The organism is Aquimarina rhabdastrellae (assembly GCA_947387485.1).
Lineage (GTDB): Bacteria > Bacteroidota > Bacteroidia > Flavobacteriales > Flavobacteriaceae > Aquimarina.
Window position 1 is genome coordinate 60,256 of record CANDNT010000016.1, and the last position, 22,062, is coordinate 82,317.

General features: G+C 32.0%; 18 protein-coding genes and 1 rRNA gene. 5 read left to right on the forward strand and 14 right to left on the reverse strand.

Annotation, left to right across the window (positions count from 1 at the left end):
- Positions 1–69: 69 nt before the first annotated feature.
- Positions 70–999 carry a dihydrodipicolinate synthase family protein gene (locus tag ACYEKI_RS17900; RefSeq protein ID WP_459212583.1) on the reverse strand — a complete coding sequence of 310 codons (930 nt, stop codon included), beginning with the start codon at positions 997–999 and terminating at the stop codon, positions 70–72.
- A 246-nt stretch (positions 1,000–1,245) separates the two neighbouring features.
- On the opposite strand from ACYEKI_RS17900, the gene ACYEKI_RS17905 reads away from it, so the two are divergent.
- Positions 1,246–2,094, forward strand: coding sequence for an AraC family transcriptional regulator (locus ACYEKI_RS17905; RefSeq protein ID WP_459212584.1), 849 nt, complete (start codon positions 1,246–1,248; stop codon positions 2,092–2,094).
- On the opposite strand, the gene ACYEKI_RS17910 is transcribed toward ACYEKI_RS17905, so the two are convergent.
- The 9 genes from ACYEKI_RS17910 to ACYEKI_RS17950 form a co-directional block, all read right to left on the reverse strand.
- Positions 2,087–3,856 (reverse strand): MutS-related protein, encoded by a 1,770-nt coding sequence (locus ACYEKI_RS17910; protein ID WP_459212585.1) that lies wholly within the window; start codon positions 3,854–3,856, stop codon positions 2,087–2,089. The two genes, ACYEKI_RS17905 and ACYEKI_RS17910, sit on opposite strands and share 8 nt — an antisense overlap.
- A gap of 26 nt (positions 3,857–3,882) precedes the next feature.
- Positions 3,883–4,239, reverse strand: coding sequence for an MmcQ/YjbR family DNA-binding protein (locus ACYEKI_RS17915; protein WP_459212586.1), 357 nt, complete (start codon positions 4,237–4,239; stop codon positions 3,883–3,885).
- 4 nt (positions 4,240–4,243) lie between these two features.
- Positions 4,244–4,858, reverse strand: coding sequence for a DUF4230 domain-containing protein (locus ACYEKI_RS17920; protein ID WP_459212587.1), 615 nt, complete (start codon positions 4,856–4,858; stop codon positions 4,244–4,246).
- A 17-nt stretch (positions 4,859–4,875) separates the two neighbouring features.
- Complete coding sequence (locus ACYEKI_RS17925) at positions 4,876–5,622, reverse strand: cyclase family protein (protein WP_459212588.1); 747 nt, start codon at positions 5,620–5,622, stop codon at positions 4,876–4,878.
- A 10-nt stretch (positions 5,623–5,632) separates the two neighbouring features.
- Positions 5,633–6,760, reverse strand: coding sequence for a radical SAM family heme chaperone HemW (gene hemW / locus ACYEKI_RS17930; RefSeq protein WP_459212589.1), 1,128 nt, complete (start codon positions 6,758–6,760; stop codon positions 5,633–5,635).
- An 8-nt stretch (positions 6,761–6,768) separates the two neighbouring features.
- Positions 6,769–7,326: a crossover junction endodeoxyribonuclease RuvC gene (ruvC, locus tag ACYEKI_RS17935; protein WP_459212590.1), complete on the reverse strand. Its 558-nt coding sequence runs from the start codon at positions 7,324–7,326 to the stop codon at positions 6,769–6,771.
- 56 nt (positions 7,327–7,382) lie between these two features.
- On the reverse strand, positions 7,383–7,850 hold the full coding sequence (locus ACYEKI_RS17940) for a hypothetical protein (RefSeq protein ID WP_459212591.1): 468 nt from the start codon (positions 7,848–7,850) through the stop codon (positions 7,383–7,385).
- Positions 7,851–8,125: 275 nt separating this feature from the next.
- Positions 8,126–9,400, reverse strand: coding sequence for a M56 family metallopeptidase (locus ACYEKI_RS17945; RefSeq protein WP_459212592.1), 1,275 nt, complete (start codon positions 9,398–9,400; stop codon positions 8,126–8,128).
- A 2-nt stretch (positions 9,401–9,402) separates the two neighbouring features.
- Positions 9,403–9,768: a BlaI/MecI/CopY family transcriptional regulator gene (locus ACYEKI_RS17950; RefSeq protein ID WP_459212593.1), complete on the reverse strand. Its 366-nt coding sequence runs from the start codon at positions 9,766–9,768 to the stop codon at positions 9,403–9,405.
- A gap of 123 nt (positions 9,769–9,891) precedes the next feature.
- Between ACYEKI_RS17950 and ACYEKI_RS17955 the strand changes: the two genes are divergently transcribed.
- Positions 9,892–10,389 carry a DUF456 domain-containing protein gene (locus ACYEKI_RS17955; protein WP_459212594.1) on the forward strand — a complete coding sequence of 166 codons (498 nt, stop codon included), beginning with the start codon at positions 9,892–9,894 and terminating at the stop codon, positions 10,387–10,389.
- Between the two features lie 56 nt (positions 10,390–10,445).
- On the opposite strand, the gene ACYEKI_RS17960 is transcribed toward ACYEKI_RS17955, so the two are convergent.
- Together ACYEKI_RS17960 and ACYEKI_RS17965 are read right to left on the reverse strand one after the other, a co-directional pair.
- Complete coding sequence (locus ACYEKI_RS17960; RefSeq protein ID WP_459212595.1) at positions 10,446–14,774, reverse strand: M43 family zinc metalloprotease; 4,329 nt, start codon at positions 14,772–14,774, stop codon at positions 10,446–10,448.
- A 361-nt stretch (positions 14,775–15,135) separates the two neighbouring features.
- On the reverse strand, positions 15,136–17,211 hold the full coding sequence (locus ACYEKI_RS17965; protein ID WP_459212596.1) for a zinc-dependent metalloprotease: 2,076 nt from the start codon (positions 17,209–17,211) through the stop codon (positions 15,136–15,138).
- 158 nt (positions 17,212–17,369) lie between these two features.
- Here ACYEKI_RS17965 and ACYEKI_RS17970 point away from each other — a divergent pair, with 158 nt between their 5' ends.
- The 3 genes from ACYEKI_RS17970 to ACYEKI_RS17980 all read left to right on the forward strand — a co-directional run bounded on the left by ACYEKI_RS17970 (position 17,370) and on the right by ACYEKI_RS17980 (position 20,984).
- Positions 17,370–18,662, forward strand: a complete 1,293-nt coding sequence (locus ACYEKI_RS17970; protein WP_459212597.1) for an aminopeptidase P N-terminal domain-containing protein — start codon at positions 17,370–17,372, stop codon at positions 18,660–18,662.
- A 15-nt stretch (positions 18,663–18,677) separates the two neighbouring features.
- Entirely contained in the window at positions 18,678–19,910 is a 1,233-nt protein-coding gene (locus ACYEKI_RS17975; protein ID WP_459212598.1) for a M24 family metallopeptidase, read from the forward strand.
- Between the two features lie 72 nt (positions 19,911–19,982).
- A complete protein-coding gene (locus ACYEKI_RS17980) occupies positions 19,983–20,984 on the forward strand; it encodes a metal-dependent hydrolase (protein WP_459212599.1) in 1,002 nt (333 codons plus the stop codon).
- 49 nt (positions 20,985–21,033) lie between these two features.
- On the opposite strand, the gene ACYEKI_RS17985 is transcribed toward ACYEKI_RS17980, so the two are convergent.
- Positions 21,034–21,720, reverse strand: a complete 687-nt coding sequence (locus ACYEKI_RS17985; RefSeq protein ID WP_459212600.1) for a hypothetical protein — start codon at positions 21,718–21,720, stop codon at positions 21,034–21,036.
- Between the two features lie 267 nt (positions 21,721–21,987).
- A 5S ribosomal RNA gene (gene rrf / locus ACYEKI_RS17990) occupies positions 21,988–22,062 on the reverse strand; the annotation flags it as partial.

Genomic DNA, 22,062 nt, shown 5'->3' on the forward strand with positions numbered 1-22,062 from the left:
AAAAAAGCAGAACCACATCAAATGTATAATACATTTGACATGGTCTTAATTCGCCCCCTTCAATATAGTTTAAGCAATAGCTTCTAATGCTTTATATTCTGGTAATTTTGGTCTTGTTTTTAAACCTCTTTCTATGATTTCCAAAACCTGCTTACGTTCTTCTCCTTTAAGTGGTAAACGTGGTGCTCTTACATTTTCTGTTCCTATTCCAGTAGCGACTTCGGCCAATTTGATATTTTGTACTAAATGTGCATTAATATCTAATTCTAATAACGGTAGGAACCATCTGTAAATTGCTATAGCTTCGTCTATTCTTCCTGCTTTTGCTAATGTATAAATAGCTACTGTTTCTTCTGGAAAAGCATCTACTAATCCTGCTACCCATCCATCTGCTCCCATCAATAAGCTCTCTAATGCCAGTGTATCTACTCCTGAAAGTATTGCTAAACGATCTCCAAATCTATTTTTGATACGTGTTACATTAGAAATATCTCTTGTTGATTCTTTTACAGCTTGGATATTAGGGCATTCATTTAACAATTCTTCAAACATATCTAGCGTTACTTCGATACCATAATCTACAGGATTATTATATACCATAATTGGCAATTCTGTACTGTTAGCTACAGCTTTATAATACGCTACTGTTTCTTCGTCATTAGCTTTATATCGCATAGGTGGTAGCATCATTAATCCCGAAGCTCCATCTTCTTTGGCTTGTTGGGCTGCTTTTATGGCTCCTCTTGTCGTTTGCTCTGCGATATTAATAATTACAGGCACTTTTCCTTCTACTAGTTTAACCGTTTCCCTTACTAGAGTTCTCTTCTCTTCATCAGACAGTGTACTGGCTTCTCCTAATGTTCCTCCTAGGATAATACCATGAACACCAGCTTCTAATTGAGCTTTAATGTTTACAGCAAATGTTTCTAAGTCTAATTGATCATCATCTGTAAATTTTGTCGTGACTGCTGGCATTACACCTTTCCATTGTATTTTCATAAAAATAGCTTTCTTCGTTTTAAACATTCCAAAATTAATTCAAATGCAACCTACCCAATGGTGACTTATTATCCTTTAGCTATAAAATATTATCCAAAATACATAAATGTTAAGGTTTTATGAATAGTATTTGCGTATATTTAATACCAGATTGCTTTAATTAATAGTTGTTTATCTCTCTATATAAAGTATCTATTATTAAAATAATTAACTAAAATCACACAAATTCAGCGCATCTTAACCACTATGAAAGTACTTCCTTTTAAAATTCCGAAACCTAAGGGTGATGCCTTAGTTTTTCAAGAAGATTATGAAACTGTTCTTTATGACAAATTACATCAACACGAAGAAATTCAAATTAGTATTGTGCTCCATGGAGAAGGTACTTTGATTGTAGGAGGGACTATCAACCACTATAAATCTGGAGATATTTTAGTAATAGGAAGTAATATTCCTCATGTTTTTAAAAGTAATCCCCCCGAGGATATGTCTAAATCTCATATGCTTTCTGTCTTCTTTACTACATCTTCTTTTGGAGAAGATTTTTTTAACCTACATGAACTCTCTACTTTAAGTTCTTTTTTCAAAAGATCTGAAGCAGGTTTTAAAGTCACTTCTTCTAAAAGTAAAATCAAAGATTTATTTCTAAAAATTAAATCTTCAACAAAAATTGACCGCTTTTTATATTTCTTTAAACTGCTTAAAAAATTATCAAAAACAGAGTATACTTCTCTTTCTTCTTTTATATATGAAAAGAAATATACTGATGTTGAAGGTAAACGTATGAGTAATGTTTTTGAATATACTATAGAAAACTTTAATCAACGTATCACTCTTGATACCATTGCTATGGTAGCTACAATGAGTCAAAATGCATTTTGTAAATACTTTAAAAAGCGTACTAATAAGACTTATTTTCAGTTTTTAAGCGAAGTTAGAATCGAACATGCTTGTAAACTTCTAGAAGAAAACAAAGATTTGTCGATTACTGAAATTGCAGAAAAATCTGGATTCAATAATATTTCAAATTTTAATCGAAAGTTTAAGAAAATTAAAGAGCGTACTCCTAAGGAGTATCGTAATTTCTTTAGATAATTTCCATTTTGGTTAATAAAAATGATGCATTCATATTTTGACAAATCCCATCTTTAAAAGTATAATCAAAGTATAATTCGTCATTAATTATTTGAGCATCAAAATATCGATTTTTAACCGATGGAATTTCTTCTGCAATTTCGCATAAACTTAGATCATGGGTTGCAATAATCCCTGTTGCTGTAGCTTTTACAAGCTTTTCAACAAATTTACGTGACCCTTCTGCTTTATCTTTACTATTCGTTCCTTTTAAAATTTCGTCTAATATAATAAAGTATTCTTCTGTTTTTAATGCATCTACAATACGTTTTAATTGTGTTAATTCTGAAAAGAAATATGAAGAATCATCACTTAACGAATCTGTAGTTCGCATACTTGTATAGAGTTTTATCGGTCTATACTTACACATTTCTGCACAAACTGGAAGTCCGCTATTCGCCATAATAATTTGCAATGAAATTGTACGTAAAAAAGTACTTTTCCCTGCCATATTTGCTCCTGTTATAATAAAAAATTGTTCTTTATCAATTTTTACATCATTGTCTACCCGTTTCTCTGGATTAAGCATAGGATGTCCTAATGCTTTTGCTTCTATCACGGTTTTTCCTTCTGTAATTTCTGGATAACAATATGATGGACGATTAAATGCATAATTTGCCAAAGAATTATACGCATCAAAAAATGCTATTACATCAAACCAAGCTTCAACATCTTCGTCATATTTTTCTATCCATCTTTCTATACGATAACATTGGTATACATCCCATAATAAAAATCCATTCCCCAAAAAACCAAATAACATATTATTACGTTGATCTAGTGCATTGAGTATAGAAGCTAATTCCTTTACTATCTTTGAGGCTTTTTGTTGCTCATTATATATTATCGCTCGTTTTTCTTTTAACAAACTTGATGTAAATGTTGTTTCTTCTATATTCTCTATAAGTCTGTGATATTGATCAAAGGTATCTTTACTTTTTCCTATATAATTATATAATACATTGATTTTTTTCAAGTACGTTCCTGTAATCGTCAATCCTACAAATAACCATATAACTAACAGGCTCATAGGTGCTAGTTCTGTAAAAACTAAAAAGAGTAATGTTACAGATATTATCGTGACTATTATTGGTATATATTTCGTTTTTGCTGTTGTAAATGATTTATAATTTTGCAACCAATCTTTGATAACTTGTATAGAAGTAGTAGTTTTTACTAATGCTGCTATAGCACTAAATTCTTGACGCCATACTGCTCGATCTTTTAAATCTTGTATTGCTTCTTGCTTTTCCTTTATTCTAGTGGTATCATTTGCTCCTAAGAGCTGAGCCAGCTTTTGTTTACCCGATGCAATTGCTGTTCTGTTAATATGCTGAAAAAAAGAACGTTCTCCATATAAATCTACATCTTGTGCAAAGGGATGTAGTGGATCAATAAATTCTTCCCCAGAGGCTAATGTTACTTCTTTACCATCAAGAATATCTAGCTCTAATTGATTAATTGCTATTAGTTTTTGATATTTATCTCTATGATAACTAAGTTTACTATGTCTTGTTATTAAAAATAAGAATAGTGCTATTCCTATTAGAATACTTCCTATAATAATTTGAGTACTTTCATACCCAAAATATATCCCTGCAATAATTGCTATAAATACTGCTAACCTCATCATACTTGAGGTAACTAGTTTTTGTCTAAGCTTTTTTAATTGAGTTGTATGTAAATTTATTTGCGAAGTATAAAAATCCCTAGGCTGGGTCATAGTCTATGTTTTATTATAAAATAATCTTATAAAGCGTCTAATGCTACTCTTACTTTTTTAGGCAATCCTTTAACTACTAAATCATAAGAGTGGTCTATTAAAGCTGTCATTAGATTTGTCGGTAAACCTCCAGAAAAGTTAACAGTATTCCAGTGTTTTTTGTTCATATGATATCCTGGTGCTACTTCTGGGTATTGTTCTCTTAATTCTAATGCATATTCTGGATCACATTTTAAGTTTACACTAAAAGGAATTTTATCCAATCCAGTTAACGCAAATACTTTTCCCATTACTTTAAATACAAGTGTAGATTCGTCAAAAGGAAATTCTTCTGTCACTCCTTTTTTAGCCAAACAATACGTTCTAAATTCTTCAATATGCATATCTCTAAGTAAGTTTTTTGGTTGATGTTTGTGTTCCAGTTTCTAATGCTGTATAATCTAGTGTCCATCCTATAGATTCTGCCAAAGCTTCCATTAAAGCAATAGCATTTAATGCTTCTTTTTGCGCTTCTTGTATCAATCCGCTTTCTGGTATTTTATCTACAATAAATTGCTTTGCTTCTCTGTTAATTTCTGTAAGATCTTTGGTAGTAAAAGGGTTTAACCAACCTTCTTTTTTATCATAATATTTATAATCTGTCTCTATAGTTAATAATTCTGGTTGCGGAAAATGAGACAGTATGATTTTTTTATTCTTAGTATCACTTTCTAATTTAACTCTAGATAAATCATATCCTACATGTGCTTTTGCATCAATAAGAATCAAAGCTTTCTTACGTCCTGTTATGAGATTAAAAAACTTTTCTTTTACACTTTCATAATGATAGATTTCTGCAAAATCTCCTTCAACTGTAACGAGCTTACAGACGTTACGAATCTTCTCGATAAGTATTGTGGATTGTAATTGAATATTTGCCTGTTTTTTGACGGCATTAAATCTTGAAAAAATAAAATATGAGATTATGGCTCCTATGATAAGCCCTACAAAGAGTAATTCCATACACTAAAGATACTTATTTAATATAGTTGATACAAAATAGGTTTACTAGGTGATGCGTCATTTTCAAATGATGCAATTTGTAAATTAAGTAGATAACTACCATCACTGATATGATCTGCTACATATATCATTTCTGTAATCGTCGCTTCAAAACGAATAGCATTAGGGTAATTCCAAAAGGCTTTATGTGCTACTAATTTCCCTTCATCTTTTTCTTTATCTACAGATGGTAAATCTATTAATAGATGTTTGATACCTATAGATCGCAAAAAGAGTGCCGCATCTGCAGTTATATATGGCCAATTGGTATGTGAATATTGTTTTTCTTTTTTGGTTTCTGGATTAGGCATTGTACGAATAACAATAGCTTCTGGGGTTTTATTTTTTAATTTTTCCTGTATCATTTCTCGAGTAATCACCTCATCTACTCCTTCTTTTTCTGGAGTTACAGTGATTAATTCTGCCTCAAAGAAATATTGTTTTAAGGTATCTTGTATACTATAAAACTCAGGGGTAATATGTCCTACACACTCTGTATGCGTCCCGTGTGCATGTGGATTAAATACAATGGTATTAAAATTCGTCGATGCTCCTTCTGATACTTTACCTACCCAATCTCCATCTGTAACAGGATAAATTTCTGGTGCTCCTATATACCATGCATTTACATTATGTTGAGAAGCTTTAAGTGGTATCGAAATATCCATCCCTTTGGATAAATCCACAGTATATTCTTTATGTTGAATCGTTATTAACGCTTTCATTATTTCATTTTTAATCTACAAAAAACAGGTCTGCTGCTATTCCATCACTTAAAAACTTTCCTTTTTTGGTAATCGTTAAAATGTTTTTATCTAAGTTTAGTACTTTTTCTTTTAAATGGTGTTGCATTTGAACACTAATATATTCTTGGTATTTTATTCCAAATTCATCTTTTATTCTGGTCAAAGAAACACCCCATTTTGTTCTCAACCCTGTCATGACATATTCGTTATAACGATCCTCCGTAGTTAGTTCTTCTATCTCACTAGGCAATTCGTTTTCTGTTATAGCCTTGATATATTTTATATTATTATTGATATTCCAGCTTCGATCTTTTCCATTATATGAATGTGCAGATGGCCCTATTCCTATATATTTTTTACCTAACCAATATGCTGTATTGTTTTTACTGTAATACTCAGATTGTCCAAAATTTGAAAACTCATAATGCTCAAATCCTTCTTTTTCTAATGCTTCTATAAGATACTCAAAATGCGCCAAGGCCAATGAATCTTTTACAGGGGCTACACGTCCTTTTTCTATGAGTTTTTCTAATGCTGTTTGTGGTTCTACCGTTAGCGCATAGCATGATATATGTGGGATTTTATGAGCTAATGCATATTCAATATTTTGCTGCCATCGTTCCATGCTCATCCCTGGAATTCCGTAAATCAAATCTATCGTAATATTATCAAAATACTGTTTTGCTATTGTTAAGCATAGTTGTGCTTCTTTTGCATTATGAGCACGGTTCATCATTTCTAAATCTTCTTCAAAAAACGACTGTATTCCTATACTTAATCGATTTACAGGTGATTTTGATAATGCGATAATCTTTTCTTCTGTTAGATCATCTGGATTAGCTTCCAACGTAATTTCTGGCGTAGCTATAACTTTATATTCTTGATATACTACTGCTATTATTTTTTGTAGTTCTTCTAAGCTTAAAAGACTAGGTGTTCCGCCTCCAAAATAAATTGTTTCAACTGTTACTCCGCTAAATTCATCTTTACGTAAAACCAATTCTTTACATAAAACTTCTACCATAGCTTCTTTGTATTTTAAAGAAGTAGAAAAATGAAAATCACAATAATGACATGCTTTTTTACAGAATGGAATATGGATATAAATTCCGGCCATGACCTCTATTATTTTTTTATACGTCCTTCATTCTGTTTTACAAAAGCTCCCCATCCAGAATAGCTTTTACCTACAATCTCTGCCCTTCCCATATTATAAAAATGACATACTGCTGCTGCTAATCCATCTGTAGAATCTAGATTTTTTGGTAATGTTTTTATACCCAAAAGATTTTGTAACATTTTAGCCACTTGCTCCTTACTTGCGTTTCCATTACCTGTAATAGCCATTTTTATTTTCTTTGGAGAATATTCTGTAATAGGTACTTCTCTACTAAGTCCTGCCGCAATAGCTACTCCTTGTGCTCTACCTAACTTTAGCATTGACTGTACATTTTTACCAAAAAAAGGTGCTTCTATAGCAATCTCATCTGGGTGATAGGTATCTATTAACTCTATAGTACGATCAAAAATATGTTTTAGCTTAATATATGGATCATTATATTTACCTAATTGTAACTCATTAAGTTGCAAAAAAGACATCTTTTTATTGACCACTTTTATCAATCCAAACCCCATAATAATGGTTCCTGGATCTATTCCTAAAATAATTTTTTCTTTACTCAAAAGGTTTTTGTATTTATACAAAATTACATAAATACTACTTGCCTTTCTCTCTAGAATTAATTTATCTTGAGTATTACTGGTAGTTTATATCTTGTCGAAGTAGGTTGATTACGTACATATGGAGGTTGTACTTCTGGTAAACTTATAATGCTTTCTTCTAACCAAGTTTTAATTTTTGGGATGCTACGTTGCACACTATCTGATACCGAAATACTTTCTATAGATACCTTACCTATATTGTTAATCAAAACTTGCATCCAGATGGTATCGTGTAGTTTTTCTGTTACTACTGCCGTTTTATTCTCCAAATAGGTATTAATATGATTAGAAAATGTAGCTTCAAAACACTCTCTCAACTCTTCTTCGCTTAGTGTTTCGCATTTCTTAAACAATGGTGGTCTTACCTCATTAAGTTGTATAGGGGAATTATCAACCTCTACAGGTTGTTGTGTTTTAAATCCCAAATAATCGCAAGAATACAATGCCAATACGACAAGCCCTATACCCCAATGTTTACCACTCATGATACAGTAAATTTAGGTTGCTAAACTACATATTTTTTTTCAGAGTATAGTGATATTGCGTCTTTGATTGGCATCTACAGATTATATGTTTTTATTTGATACTATATACTTATTATACAAGCTTTTTTAATACTACAACCGTTAAAATTAAAATCCTTATAATTAGTGAAGATATTAAACAACCAAAACCGAAGGCAAAACCCCGGCTTTATTGATTGAATATATACTAAAAAAACAGTATATATTTGATGATGAATATTTTTTAAATTTAATTCTTAGCTTTTCTTATCAGCATTTACCTGAAAAGCAATAGGTAATGAATACAATACATTTACTTTTTTTCCTTTTTGCTCTCCTGGGATTACTCTAGGAAAAGTAGATATTACTCTTTTTGCTTCATTTTCTAATTCTTTTGATGGTCCTCGTGATTCGATCTCTACAATATCTCCTGATTTATTTATTTTAAATCTCACATAAATACGATTAACTCCAGGTTTTGCATATTGCTCTACACCTTTGGTATTAAAGTTTTGATTTACAAATTTTTGTATTTCCTTAGAAAAACATTTTCTTATTACTTTACTATCTGTGCTTTCTTTACAAGCTTCTGTGCGTGGCGGTAGATCAATTTTTGCAAAAGGAATATCTTTTATATCAGTAATTTCCTCTATTTCTACTTTCTCTGTAGTCTGTGCCGAAATTTCGTTTAAACAAGAAGATATGATTAACATTCCTATCAACATAGGTAATGTAATTGCATACTTCCATTTTGCTTTTGTTTGTACTGTTTTTTGTAACATAAGGATTCTGTTTTTAGTTAACGATTCATTAAAAAAATAATTTACAAATTGAACGTCTTGTGTATTAAAAGTTGCATTCAATAAGTGTTGTATATACTGTCTTTTGTCTATACTATTAACTGTATGTTCATCTGCTATATATTCATGAATCAATACAATTCTTTTTTGATACGCATAAATCAATGGGTTAAACCAACAGATAATTTTAAGCATCTCTAATCCCATAATATCTAGAGAATGTCGTTCTTTTATATGTATCTCTTCATGAAGGATTATTTGTGTTCTTTCTTCTTCAGATATTTGATCTCCTATAAATATTGTTTTCCAGAAAGAAAATGCTTTTCTACTATTTTGTAGATCTACTATTTTATATGTCTTGTTTTTATTGGTCTTGTTTTTATTAGCCGAAAATAACTTCCTTAAAACAAGTGCCTTTCTTATAAATCTCAATAAGACCACTCCTGCAACAATTCCATATATGATCATCCATATATTATATCCAAAATCTTGATTTGCTATTACTTTATCATTTTGAGAATTAATTATCAATTCAGGAAGCGTTATACTTGACTCGGCTATAAGTGTTTCAAATTTTGGAATCGAAATAAGCGGTATAATAAATGAAATCATTAATGCACTCATTAAGTATATTCTATTCAAATGAAACGATTTCTCTTTCTTTAAGATCACTTCGTAAACCATTAAAAAAACGGCTTGAAATAATACTACTTGAATTAAATAATACCACATAATTATTCTTTTTCTTCGTTATCTATATTCTTTAGTATCTCTTGTAAATCATTCACACTCATATCATTTTTCTTCACAAAAAATGAAACCAGGTTGCTAAAGGATCCATTAAAATAACCATTCATCAATTTGTTTAATGATTGCCCACTGTACTCTTCTTTAGATATTATAGGAAAATAGATATATCCTTTCCCCTTTTTTCTATGTGATACAAAACCTTTATTTTCTAATATTCTAATAATTGTTGATACTGTATTGTATGCAGGTTTTGGCTCTTTCATTTCTTCTATCAAAGCATTAACATTTGCCTCACTTAACTGCCATAATAGTTGCATTATTTCTTCTTCAGCTTTTGTCAATTGTTTCATAAATCAACTAATTTTTTAGTTATTACACTTCAAATATAACTATATTTTTAGTTTAAACTAATTTTTTAGTTAAAAAATTGTAACAAAATACCTTTTCAAACGTCATATCATCAAAAATCATATATGGATATTACATTGACAATCATAGGTTTTCTCTGTTGTCTATTAGGAATTGTAGGTAGCTTTTTACCTGTATTGCCTGGACCTTTAACCTCATGGGTAGGCTTACTATTACTTCATTTTTGTAAAGTAATTCCTCAAAACTGGACGTTTTTAGGTATTACTTTAGCTATAGCTATACTAGTTTGGTTTTTGGATTATATAGTTCCTGCTATGGGTACCAAAAAGTTTGGAGGTACAAAATATGGGATGATTGGTAGTTCTGTAGGATTACTTATTGGTATTTTCTTCTTGGGACCTTTAGGAATCATTATTGGTCCATTTGTAGGTGCTTTTGTAGGTGAGCTTTTAAAAGATAATGATGCTACAAAGGCATTAAAAGCTGCCTTTGGTTCTTTTATAGGATTTTTGACAGGCACTTTAATTAAGTTTATTGTTTCTATAGTTTTTATTTTTCTCTATTGTTCAAAAGTTTGGGAATATAAATCTGTACTTTTTTGATATAAAAAAACCCGAAAGCATATACTTTCGGGTTTTATGGTTGGTTTAGTTATGGGTTATCGCTTGATAAAGCGAGTATTAATTTTTGATGATGATCCTATCAATTCAATAAGATACATACCTCCTTCTAGTTGAGATACATCAACTTGCTCAGTAAACTTTCCTTCTTTTACTGTTTGACCTATCATATTATAAATTCTGTATGAATTCATTGTAGCTCCTTTATAAGCTACATGAAGTATTCCTCGATCTTGAACTGGATTAGGATAAATCTTAAAGCTATCATCTTCAAGTGCTATAGTATTTTCTCCATCTGGTCCTGCAACACTATTTCCTATAGTAATACTATAATCTTCAGTTTCTCCTGTATATGCTATCTCACATGGTTCTGGTTCTGCAAAATAATACGATACTCTTACTCTCATTACAGTTGTGCCTGCTACTGCATTAAGCGGTACATTTATTGTCTGAGTTCCTCCTTCAGCCGTTGTATTAAATACTAGTTCCCCTGCATCTTCAAAATCTCCATCTTTATTCCAGTCGATAAAAGCATATACCTTATTCTGCTCCCAAGTAGTAGAAATAGTCACAGACATACTCTCACTTGTTCCTGGAGTTAAGGTTGTTGTCTGACTTGTGTAATCACTATATCCATTTGCATTTGCCAAAACTGAAGAATTATTTATAGCTCCTAAACTTACATTTTCGATATAATAATAATCTAGTGCATCTGTAGTATGAGTATCACAATAATCTGCTATAGTTTCTTCTAAAGTTGTTACTGTAATACTATTACTATTTCCAGAAGTGTTTCCAGCTGCATCTTTTGCTTTTACATAAAATGTATATGTAGTATTAGCTGTAAGTCCAGCTATCTCATGAGATGTTGTTGTTACAGTTGTTACTAGAGTATCATCTTGATAAATTTCATATCCTTCTACTCCTATATTATCTACAGAAGCATCCCATGACAAGCTTGTTGTCGTCGTTGTTGTACCAGATGCCACTAAATTTTGTGGTGTTGTAGGAGCTTCTGTATCTGTGTTTCCACCAAAACTTACAGGATAATCTTCTACTTCTCCAGAATCGAATACTCCACAACTACTAATTTGAGATCCATAATTGATTGCAATACGCATTCTAGTATTTCCTGAAGCATCAGATGGTACTGTTATCGTTCCTGTAACTGCTCTTGAGTCACTTCTACTGAAAACTAACTCTCCTGCATCTTCAAAATCTCCATCGCTATTATAATCTATCCATACATTCCAATTCTCTGTATAATGCTCATTTTGTCTAAAGCCTGGAGTTAATATAAAGTCCTCATTTCCTCCTGGAGTTAATGTAACTACTTGATCGCTATAAAAAGTATATGGAGCACCTTCACTTACATTATTAACACCTCCTATATTTACTCCTGCTATCCATTCGTATGTTTGATAGTTCCCTGATAAGGTACAGTACTCTTGTTCACTCATTGTAGTAATTGTAACGGTATTACTAGCCTCAGAAATATTACCTGCTTCATCTTTTGCTTTTACATAAAAAGAGTATTGTGTTTCTGCTGTTAAACCTGTTACTTCTGTTTGTGTAGTACTAACTGTTTGTATAATAGTATTTCCTTGATACACATCATAAGCTACTACTCCTACATTATCTGTTGCTGCATCCCATGATAAGTTTGTTGTCGTTGTTGTCGTACCAGATGCTACCAAATTTTGCGGTGCTGTAGGAGCTTCTGTATCTCCATTATCTATGATCTCTGTTTGTCCTGCTAAAATTGTTCCATATGGTTCAGTTGTATAAGCATAATCTAGTAACGTATAAGAACTTCCTGAGTTACTTACCTGAAAACGTAACCATCCATAAAACTCTTTGTTATTTTTCTTAAACCTAAATCCAGCATATGCTATTTGTCCATTCCATGCGCTATAACTATTGGTACTAATATCATGTAAATCTGGATATGCTCCTCCATCTACCCAATTACTTGCTGTATTAATTGGAGTGTTTAACGGTAATACTGCTACATTAAGAGAACTTCCTCCTGTAGTTACCATAGCTTCTGTATAGGTCTCAAATTGTAATGCTGGTTGACCACTTGGATGTCCTGACGCATGGTAAAATAATCCTCCATAATTTGTTCCTCCTCCTAACGATGGGATATTCTCATCGGTAAAAGGTTCCCATGCATTTGATGAATTTACTGTTAAGTCTGTATTATTCACATAAATTATTTGGTATGGATCTATAAACTCATAAGTAATCGATACTGTAGGATCATCAACTGTTACCGCTTGACCTGTAAATGTTATCGTTCCAGTTACGCTATCACTTGCCGTATGAGAAGCTGCATTACCTGAATATGTTACTGTAGCTATTGTTCCATCTCCATTTACTTCGATACTCACTCCTATACCAGATGGAACATTCGTAGTATAATGTGTACCTTCTGTCAATACCCCCGTTACATTAAAAGTTGTATTATATGCTTCTATTACAGAATTACCCTCAAGTGCCCCATTATTTGAAGCCGCTTCTGTTACCGTTGGAGATTGTACTGATAATTGCGGATCTGTAGTTTGTCTTTGTCCTGCTAATATTTCTCCAAAAGGTTCTGTATTATATGCATAATCTAATAAAGTATATTCACTACCATCAGCATTTACCTGAAAATGTAACCATCCATAAAATTCTCTATCTCCTTTTTTAAATCTAAATCCTGCATAAGACGTTTGTCCATTCCATGTCGTATAATTAACCGTACTGATATCGTGTAAATCTGGATATGCTCCTCCATCTACCCAATTACTTGCTGTATTAATTGGTGTATTTAATGGTAATACTGCTACATTAAGAGAACTATTTCCTGTCGTTACCATTGCAGCTGTATATGTTTCAAATTGTAATGCTGGTTGACCACTTGGATGCCCTGATGCATGATAAAATAATCCTCCATAATTTGTTCCTCCTCCTAGTGATGGAATATTCTCATCTGTAAAAGGCTCCCATGCATTTGCAGCATCAACTGTCAAGTTTGGATTATTTACATATATAATTTGATATGGGTCTGAAAATTCAAAATTAAGTAATATCACATTAGAACTTGCTTCTATAGCTTCATTTGTGAACGTGATATTTCCTTCTGTACTGTCATTTGCAATATGTGAAGTCGCATTTCCTGTATAAGTAACCATAGCTGATTCACCATCTGCACTCACCACAATAGTAGCTCCTAATCCATTAGGAAAGTTTGTCGTGTAATGAACTCCTTCTGTTAATGTTCCTGTTACTTTAAATGTAGTATTAAAAGCAGATATTACAGATGTTCCTTCTATACTACCATCATTTGCGATATCTTCTATCAAATCTGATCCATCTATAGAAATAGCAGCAGCTCCATCATCTGTTCCTGTATCAATTAAATTACCTGGTTGCCATAATGGTTTTCTTGATGGATGTTCTAAAGCAGCCAAAACTCTATCTATTTGTCCCTGCGTAAACATTTTATAACATCCACTTGCTCCATTATATCCCATATAATTTTCATAATTGATCTCTTCGTTTAAACAATTACGAGATCTCACACATCCAGCTCCTCCTGCTGTATCTTCTTGTGGTGTATCACTTACAAAATCGGTTCCACCACATCCTCCATCATGTGTATGTACTAAATTTACCCAGTGCCCAAACTCATGTGTCAATACCGAAGCAAACTCTTGTGAAGTATTTCCCGTTAAATATTGTCCATTATAAACAATACGAGCCACATTAGCATTAGAATCTGTTACACTTGGATACCAAGCAACACCCGAGCTAGTCGTACTACCATCATTATATAAATCAGCTTGGATATAAACATTCATATATTTATAGTTATCCCATGCATCTTGAGCAATCAAAGCTCTTGTTCCACCATCATTATTCCCATATCCTCCTCTAAACGGATGAAAAACAACTCCATTTGTTGCATTACCATCTGGATCAATCTTTGCCAATTTAAATTCAATATTCAAAGAAGATTTTATACCATCAAACAGCGCATCTACAGTATTAAAATCTGCATTTAATCCTTGAAACTCTTCATTTACCTGATCTACAGAATTTTCTATTGTATTTACGCTAATTGAAGCTCCGTTTTGCACATTCCCATAAACATGAAAGACTACAGGGATTATATACTTATCAGCATTTTTTTCTCCTTGTAGTCTTCTCTGCTCTGCAAATCTTGTGCTAAACTCATTAAACTCAATAAATTCTTGATACGCTTCTGGGTGTTCTTCCCAGTATTCTTTCATGACCTGATCGGTCTTACAGCCCATTTCTTGTTGCCCCCTAATAAAGCCCGAAATAAGCACGACGATTAAAAATAAGTTGTACTTCATAATTCAGTTAAGATTTGTGTGTATTCAAATTTAACTGTTAAAAAGAATTAAAATCCTTAACATTTTATCCCATACACATACAATATTATCAATAAATTAGTTTTTATGTTAAAAAATAATCATTAACAAACAAAACATATAAACATAAAAAAACCAGAAGTTTAGCTTCTGGTTTAAAAAATAATTTTTTTAATAAAAACAAATCAACTTAACTTAATCTTCTAATATTAGTTGAGTACGTTTTTACTGAAAGGGTACACCTAAATATATCATCATTAGAGTTTTATATTATGGAGCCTAAAACTTTATTTAAAAGCTATTTTCCCTTTAAACTTCAGTAAACTCAATACAAAATCTAATATTATTTCTTTATAATTTTTTTGATACCTATTTCTTTATTTTGGTCGAGAACTTTCATAAAATATACTCCAGAAGTTCTTAAGGCATTTGTTATCTTTATTTGTTGTTCAGTTATATTCTCTTCTACATAGACTTTTGCTCCTAAAATATTATATATCTCTATAGTGATTTTTCCATTTTCTGACTGTGGAAGGTTCACTGTAATTTCTTCTTCAAAAGGATTAGGATAAACTCCAATTTTAGCAGCTGGATTTGTTTCAAAATCACGATTTGATAATACTTGTTGTCCTGTCATAATTTCTCCAAAAGGCTCAGTACTATATGCATAATCTAATAAAGTATATGCATTACCTTGAGCATTTACCTGAAACTGGAACCATCCATAATATTCTCTAGTTCCTTTTGTAAATCTAAATCCTGCATAAGCTGTTTGCCCATTCCATGCACTATAACTATTTGTACTAATATCATGTAAATCTGGATAAGGTCCACCATCTACCCAATTACTTGAACTGTTAATTGCTGTGTTTTCTGGTAATACGGCCACATTTCTAGAGTTTCCACCAGTAGTTACCATCGCCTCTGTATAGGTTTCAAATTGTAATACAGGTTGCCCACTAGGATGTCCTGATGCATTATAGAATAACCCTCCATAGTTCGTTCCTCCACCTAATGATGGTATATCTGCATCTGTAAAAGGCTCCCATACATTTGATGATGTTACCTGTAAATCATTGTTGTCTACATAAATAATTTGATACGGGTCAGAAAACTCAAAATTAATCCCTACAGTTAAAGAGTTAGAACTTACTACACTTGAATCAAATGTAATTGATCCTTGTGTACTATTACTTTCTCCGTGATTTGTTGCATTACCTGTATAATTTATTGTAGCACTAGATCCATCTCCACTTACTACAATTTGAACGCCTAATCCATTAGGAAGACTTGTTGTATAATGAGTTCCTTCTGTTAATGTCCCTGTTACATTAAAAGTTGTGTTTAATGTAACTATAGAAGACGATCCTTCTATACTTCCGTCATTTGCTATAGCTTCTAATACATTAGGTGACTCGATTGCTATAGAAGCACCTCCATCTGTTCCTGTATCTTCTAAGTTACTTGTTTGCCATAATGGTTTTCTTGAAGGGTGTTGTAATGCCGCTAAAACTCTATCTATTTGACCTTGAGTAAACATCTTATAACATCCAGATGCCCCATTATATCCCATATAGTTTTCATGGTTAATATATTGGTTAAAACAGTTACGAGAACGTGCACATCCAGGACCTCCAGCAGTATTTTCTTGAGGTGTATCGCTTACTTGATCTGTTCCGTTACATCCACCATCATGTGTGTGAATCAAGTTAACCCAGTGTCCAAATTCATGCGTTAAAACTGATGCAAATTCTTCTGATGTATTTCCTGTTAAATATTGTCCATTATATACAATACGTGCTACATCTGCATTTGAATCTGTAGTATTAGGATACCACGCTACTCCAGAGTTTGTTGTTGTTCCATCATTATATAAATCTGCCTGGATATAAACATTCATATACTTATAGTTATCCCAAGCATCTTGAGCGATTAGAGATCTTGTACCTCCGTCATTGTTTCCATACCCTCCTCTTGGTTGGTGAAATACAACTCCATTAGTAGCATTTCCATCTGGATCAATTGTCGCCAATTTAAACTCGATATCCAATGATGCTTTAATTGGATCAAAAAGTGCATCAACTGTATTAAAATCTGCATTTAATCCTTGAAACTCTTCGTTTACTTGATTAAGTGAGTTAACGATAGTATTGTAATCTACCGTTGTTCCATTTTGCGAAGTTCCATAGACATGGAATACGATCGGAATTGTGTACGTAGCATTTCTAGATTGCCTAAGATTTGCTTCATCTTTAATAAATTCCTCTGTGAATTTGTTGAATTCTAAATACTCTTCATAAGCCTCTGGAGATTGTTCCCAATGAGTTTTCATTGCCTCTGTTGTTTTACATGGGTTTTGCCCATACAATACGGTACTGCCTAATAGCAATAGCGTTGCTAGATGTTGGGGTAATTTCATTTTAATAATTTTTACGATTTGTGTGTGTTTCAAAATTATGCACCCTTTACGGCTTTTCTTGCCAACATCTTATCCATTATCTATATTTTATTATCATTATTACAGTTAGTTAACATTTTTTTTTACTTTTCTTCATCAAATTTCACGAAATTCAACATATGAGATACGATACAATACCCAATAATTTATTCATAAAAAACCGAATTAACTTTAGTAACTTAATGATTTCTAACACCATTGCTGTTTTATCATCAAATGATATTAAACATACCAATGCAGATGATGTTATGGGATTCGCACAAAACAATGATCTATTTTACCTTTCAGGAATTGATCAAGAAGACACCTTATTATTAGTATATCCTGATGCTTATAAAACTGAAAATCGCGAAATTCTCTTTATTAAAGAAACCAATGAGCATATTAAAATATGGGAAGGTGATAAATTAACCAAAGAACAAGCTTCTGCCATTTCAGGTATCCAAAGAGTCGAATGGATTCATGATTTTGAAAAGATTGTACAACTTATGGCTTTTGAAGCTGATGGTTTTTATTTGGGACATAACGAGCATATTAAACGTGTTACATATAACCAGCAAACACAACAAGATCGCTACATACAATGGTTTAAAGAAAAATATCCACTTCATCAATACCATAGAGTTGCAAAAATCACTCGTCAATTACGCCCTATCAAATCCGAAGAAGAAGTTAAACTCCTTCAAAAAGCAGCAGATATAAGTATAAAAGGATTTCATAGATTACTAAAAAATGTACGTCCTGATTGTATGGAATATGAACTTGAATCCGAATTAACTTATGAGTTGATAAAAAATGGAGGTACTCGACATGCTTTTAAACCTATCATAGCTTCTGGTGCCAATGCATGTGCTTTACACTATAATACCAATCATAATAGCTGTAAAGATGGAGATATGATTCTAATAGATTTTGGAGTATGTTATGCTAATTATAATAGTGATACAACACGTTGCATTCCTGTAAACGGAAAATTTTCTACTCGCCAAAAAGAAGTCTATACAGCTGTTTTACATTGCTTAAAAGAAGGTTCGAAATTATTAAAACCAGGAACTATTCATGCCGAATATGAAAAACAAATGGCTTCTTTGGTTGAAGAACAATTAATTCAATTGGGATTATTAGATGCTCATGCCATTGCTAATCAAGATCCCAACAAGCCTTTATATAAAAAATACTTTATGCATGGTACTGCACATCATTTAGGCTTAGATGTTCATGATGTAGGACTGTATTCTAGAACAATAGAAGAAGGAATGGTCTTTACCTGTGAACCTGGAATTTATATTCCAGAAGAAGGTATCGGTTGTCGTCTAGAAAATGATTACCTTATCACTGCTACTGGAAACATTAATCTTACCGCTCAAATGCCTATTGAGATTGATGAAATAGAACAATTAATGCATTCTTAAAATAATATTCTCACCATGAAAACATATGGAATTGGAGGTTCAACTATTCAACAAGAGTTAGATGCTATACAACCTCTTGCTCATCTCGCTCAACCTATACAAAAAGATGAATTTAAATCTCGTATAGCCAAAGCCGCTACTTTATTAAACAAACACAGTTTTCAAGCACTTTATGTTAATGCTGGTACTAATCTTTTTTATTTTACTGGTCTAAAATGGAATGCCAGTGAACGTTTAGTTGGTGCACTTATTTTGCCTAATGGCGAAATTCACTATATCGCACCTCAATTTGAGAAGGGTACTATTTATGATTTTATGTTACTTGAAGGAACTGTACATTGTTGGGAAGAACATGAAAGTCCTTATGCATTAGTCATTGAGATTCTCAAGAAAAATAATATAACGCAAGGTACTATTGCAATCGATGAAGCTACACCATTCTTTATCTCTGATGGTATTCAACAAGTAACCTCTTCTTATACGTTAATAAACGCAAAACCTATTACTGCTGGATGCAGAATGATTAAGTCTAAAAATGAAATAGCAATCATTCAAGCAGCTATGAATATCACATTAGAAGTGCAAAAAGCTGCTGCACGAATTTTATATCCAGGTATTAGTGCCAAAGAGGTAGTTGATTTTATACACAAAGCTCATATTAAATATGGTATCCCTACAGGTTCCTATTTTTGTATTGTTCTTTTTGGTGTAGACTCCTCTTTTCCTCATGGTGTAAAATCACCAAAAAATTTAGCCGAAAATGATATTGTCTTAATAGACACTGGTTGTGTCCTACATGATTACATATCAGATATCACACGTACCTATGTTTATGGTGAAGCAAACGAGAAACAACGTACTATATGGAATCTTGAGAAAGAAACACAATTAGCAGCGTTCAATGCGGCAAAATTAGGTCAAGCTTGCGCTGTAATCGATAATGCTTCTAGAGTCACACTAGAAGCTAGTGGTTTAGGACCAGACTATACCTTACCTGGTTTACCACATCGTACTGGTCACGGTATAGGTTTGGATATTCATGAATGGCCTTATATTGTAAGAAATGAACAAACCTTATTAGCTTCAGGGATGTGTTTTAGTAATGAACCTATGATTTGTGTTCCTGATCAATTTGGTATACGTCTCGAAGATCATATCTATATGACAGAAAACGGTCCTCAATGGTTCACACAACCTGCACACAGCATAGAAGATCCTTTTGGGGTTTCTTTAGCAGTTACTGCTTAAACCCTTTCGCTCCAATGTAGTTTTACATTGGAGCTTTTTTATGTAACATTGTATTCTATTATATAATGTTTTATGGATTCGTTAACTCAAATTGTATTAGGAGCAGCTGTAGGTGAAGCAGTGTTAGGAAAAAAAGTAGGTAATAAAGCTATGCTCTATGGCGCTATTGCTGGTACCATCCCTGACTTTGATACTTTTGCTAGTCATTTTACAGATACTGTTACAGCCATAGAATTACACAGAGGCTTTACTCATTCCTTGATTTTTAGTATTTGTTTCGCTTCCATTTTTGGTTGGCTTATACATAAAATTGAACATAAGAATGTAGCTTCGATAAAAGATTGGTCTTGGCTTATGTTTTGGGGATTTGTTACTCATCCCCTATTAGATGCACATACCACATGGGGAACTCAATTATTCTGGCCTTTTGATCTTAGAATTGCATATAAAAATATTTTTGTCATAGATCCTTTATACACTCTACCTTTTCTAATTTTTCTTCTTTTAGCTTTTTTTAGTAAAAAAGGTACTCAAAAGAGAACAAACTACAATCATTTAGGATTAATTATAAGTAGCATTTATATGCTTATCACTATTGGTTTGAAAGGATATACTTATTTTAAATTTAAAGAAGCTCTAAATACACAAAAAATCGATTATTCAGCAATCGAAACTAAACCAACTCCTTTCAATAGTTTTCTTTGGACCGCAAATATCGATACAAAAAATGCATATCTTATAGGTGACTATTCTATTTTTGATACACAACCTATTCTATTCAAAAGTTATCCTAAAAATCATCATTTATTAGGAGAATTAGCTTATAACGATAAAATCAAACGATTAAAAAACATCAGTAATAATTGGTTTACTATATCAAAAAACAACGATACTTTAACCTTTAATGATCTTCGATTCGGGATACTTCCTTCAAACACGAATACAACTACTTTTGCTTTTAGCTATAGCCTAATCCAAAGTAATGACGATATCATAGTAACTGAAATCCCAAAAAACAGAAAACAAGCAAAGCAATTAGTTACTATTCTATGGGATCGTATTTGGGGTAATTAGAATGTGTTTAATTTTATAACAATGCTTTTAACGATTCTAAACTAAGTCTTTACTGTAATTTGAATTCTTTCGCTATGCTATCATATTCAAAGATCAATTGGATAGATGCCATCTTTTTAGAAAACGTATTAATCGTATGACCTGTAAAAACTGCTTCTATCATTCCATCCTCATCAGTATCTTCAAAAGTTAAAGGCAATACATTAGGTTCATAATCATGATGTGCATCTTTTCTTCCTATAGTCTGAATTGACCATCCTTTAGTATCCAAATAATCTTTAAGATTTCCTTTTTCTAAACCATAAAAATGATGAATTCCATTATTTTTAACTGTTATTTCAGTTACTACCAAAAAAGGTTTTTGATTTGAGAATATAGTTTCTAAAGAATATTCATTACCCAAAACTTCAAGAATAACTTTATCAGATTTGTCTAAAGCAAAATATTTTTTTCCAGCATAGTCAATCAATGAGTTGGATGTAAAATTTGTTTCTATAAATACAATCGGTTCATCACTTCCATAAAGATTCATTTCTAACGAAGATTTTATTTTTAAATCTTCTAAAGTCTCAAAATCATCAACATGTAGTTTCTTTAATAACGCCAACGAATCTTGAACTATACCCCTATCAATAAGGATATCTTCTTTTTTCTCAATAACAGGCATCTTTTCTTCATGTTTTTTACATCCTACAATTATTAAACATAATAAAAAACCTAATGCTATCTTTTTCATATACTCTTGTTTCTTTTTTAATATTATTCCAAAATGTCTTAGCATAAACTATGCCTTAAATCAATGAATATTCTAACTATTAAAAAGTATCTTATTTAACCTTTTATAAATAAGCTGAGGCAGAAGTATGCTTGAGTGTAGTTATTGGCTTAAATAAGCTTATTTTATTCTTCTTGTTTGAGATTCTTTCTATGAAGTATTATCTTATTCCAAACCCAAATATTTATAAAACAAAAAAACCCTTCACAAATGTTGTGAAGGGTTCAAAAAAGGCGGCGACCTACTCTCCCACGATCGCAGTACCATCGGCGCTATCGGGCTTAACTTCTCTGTTCGGAATGG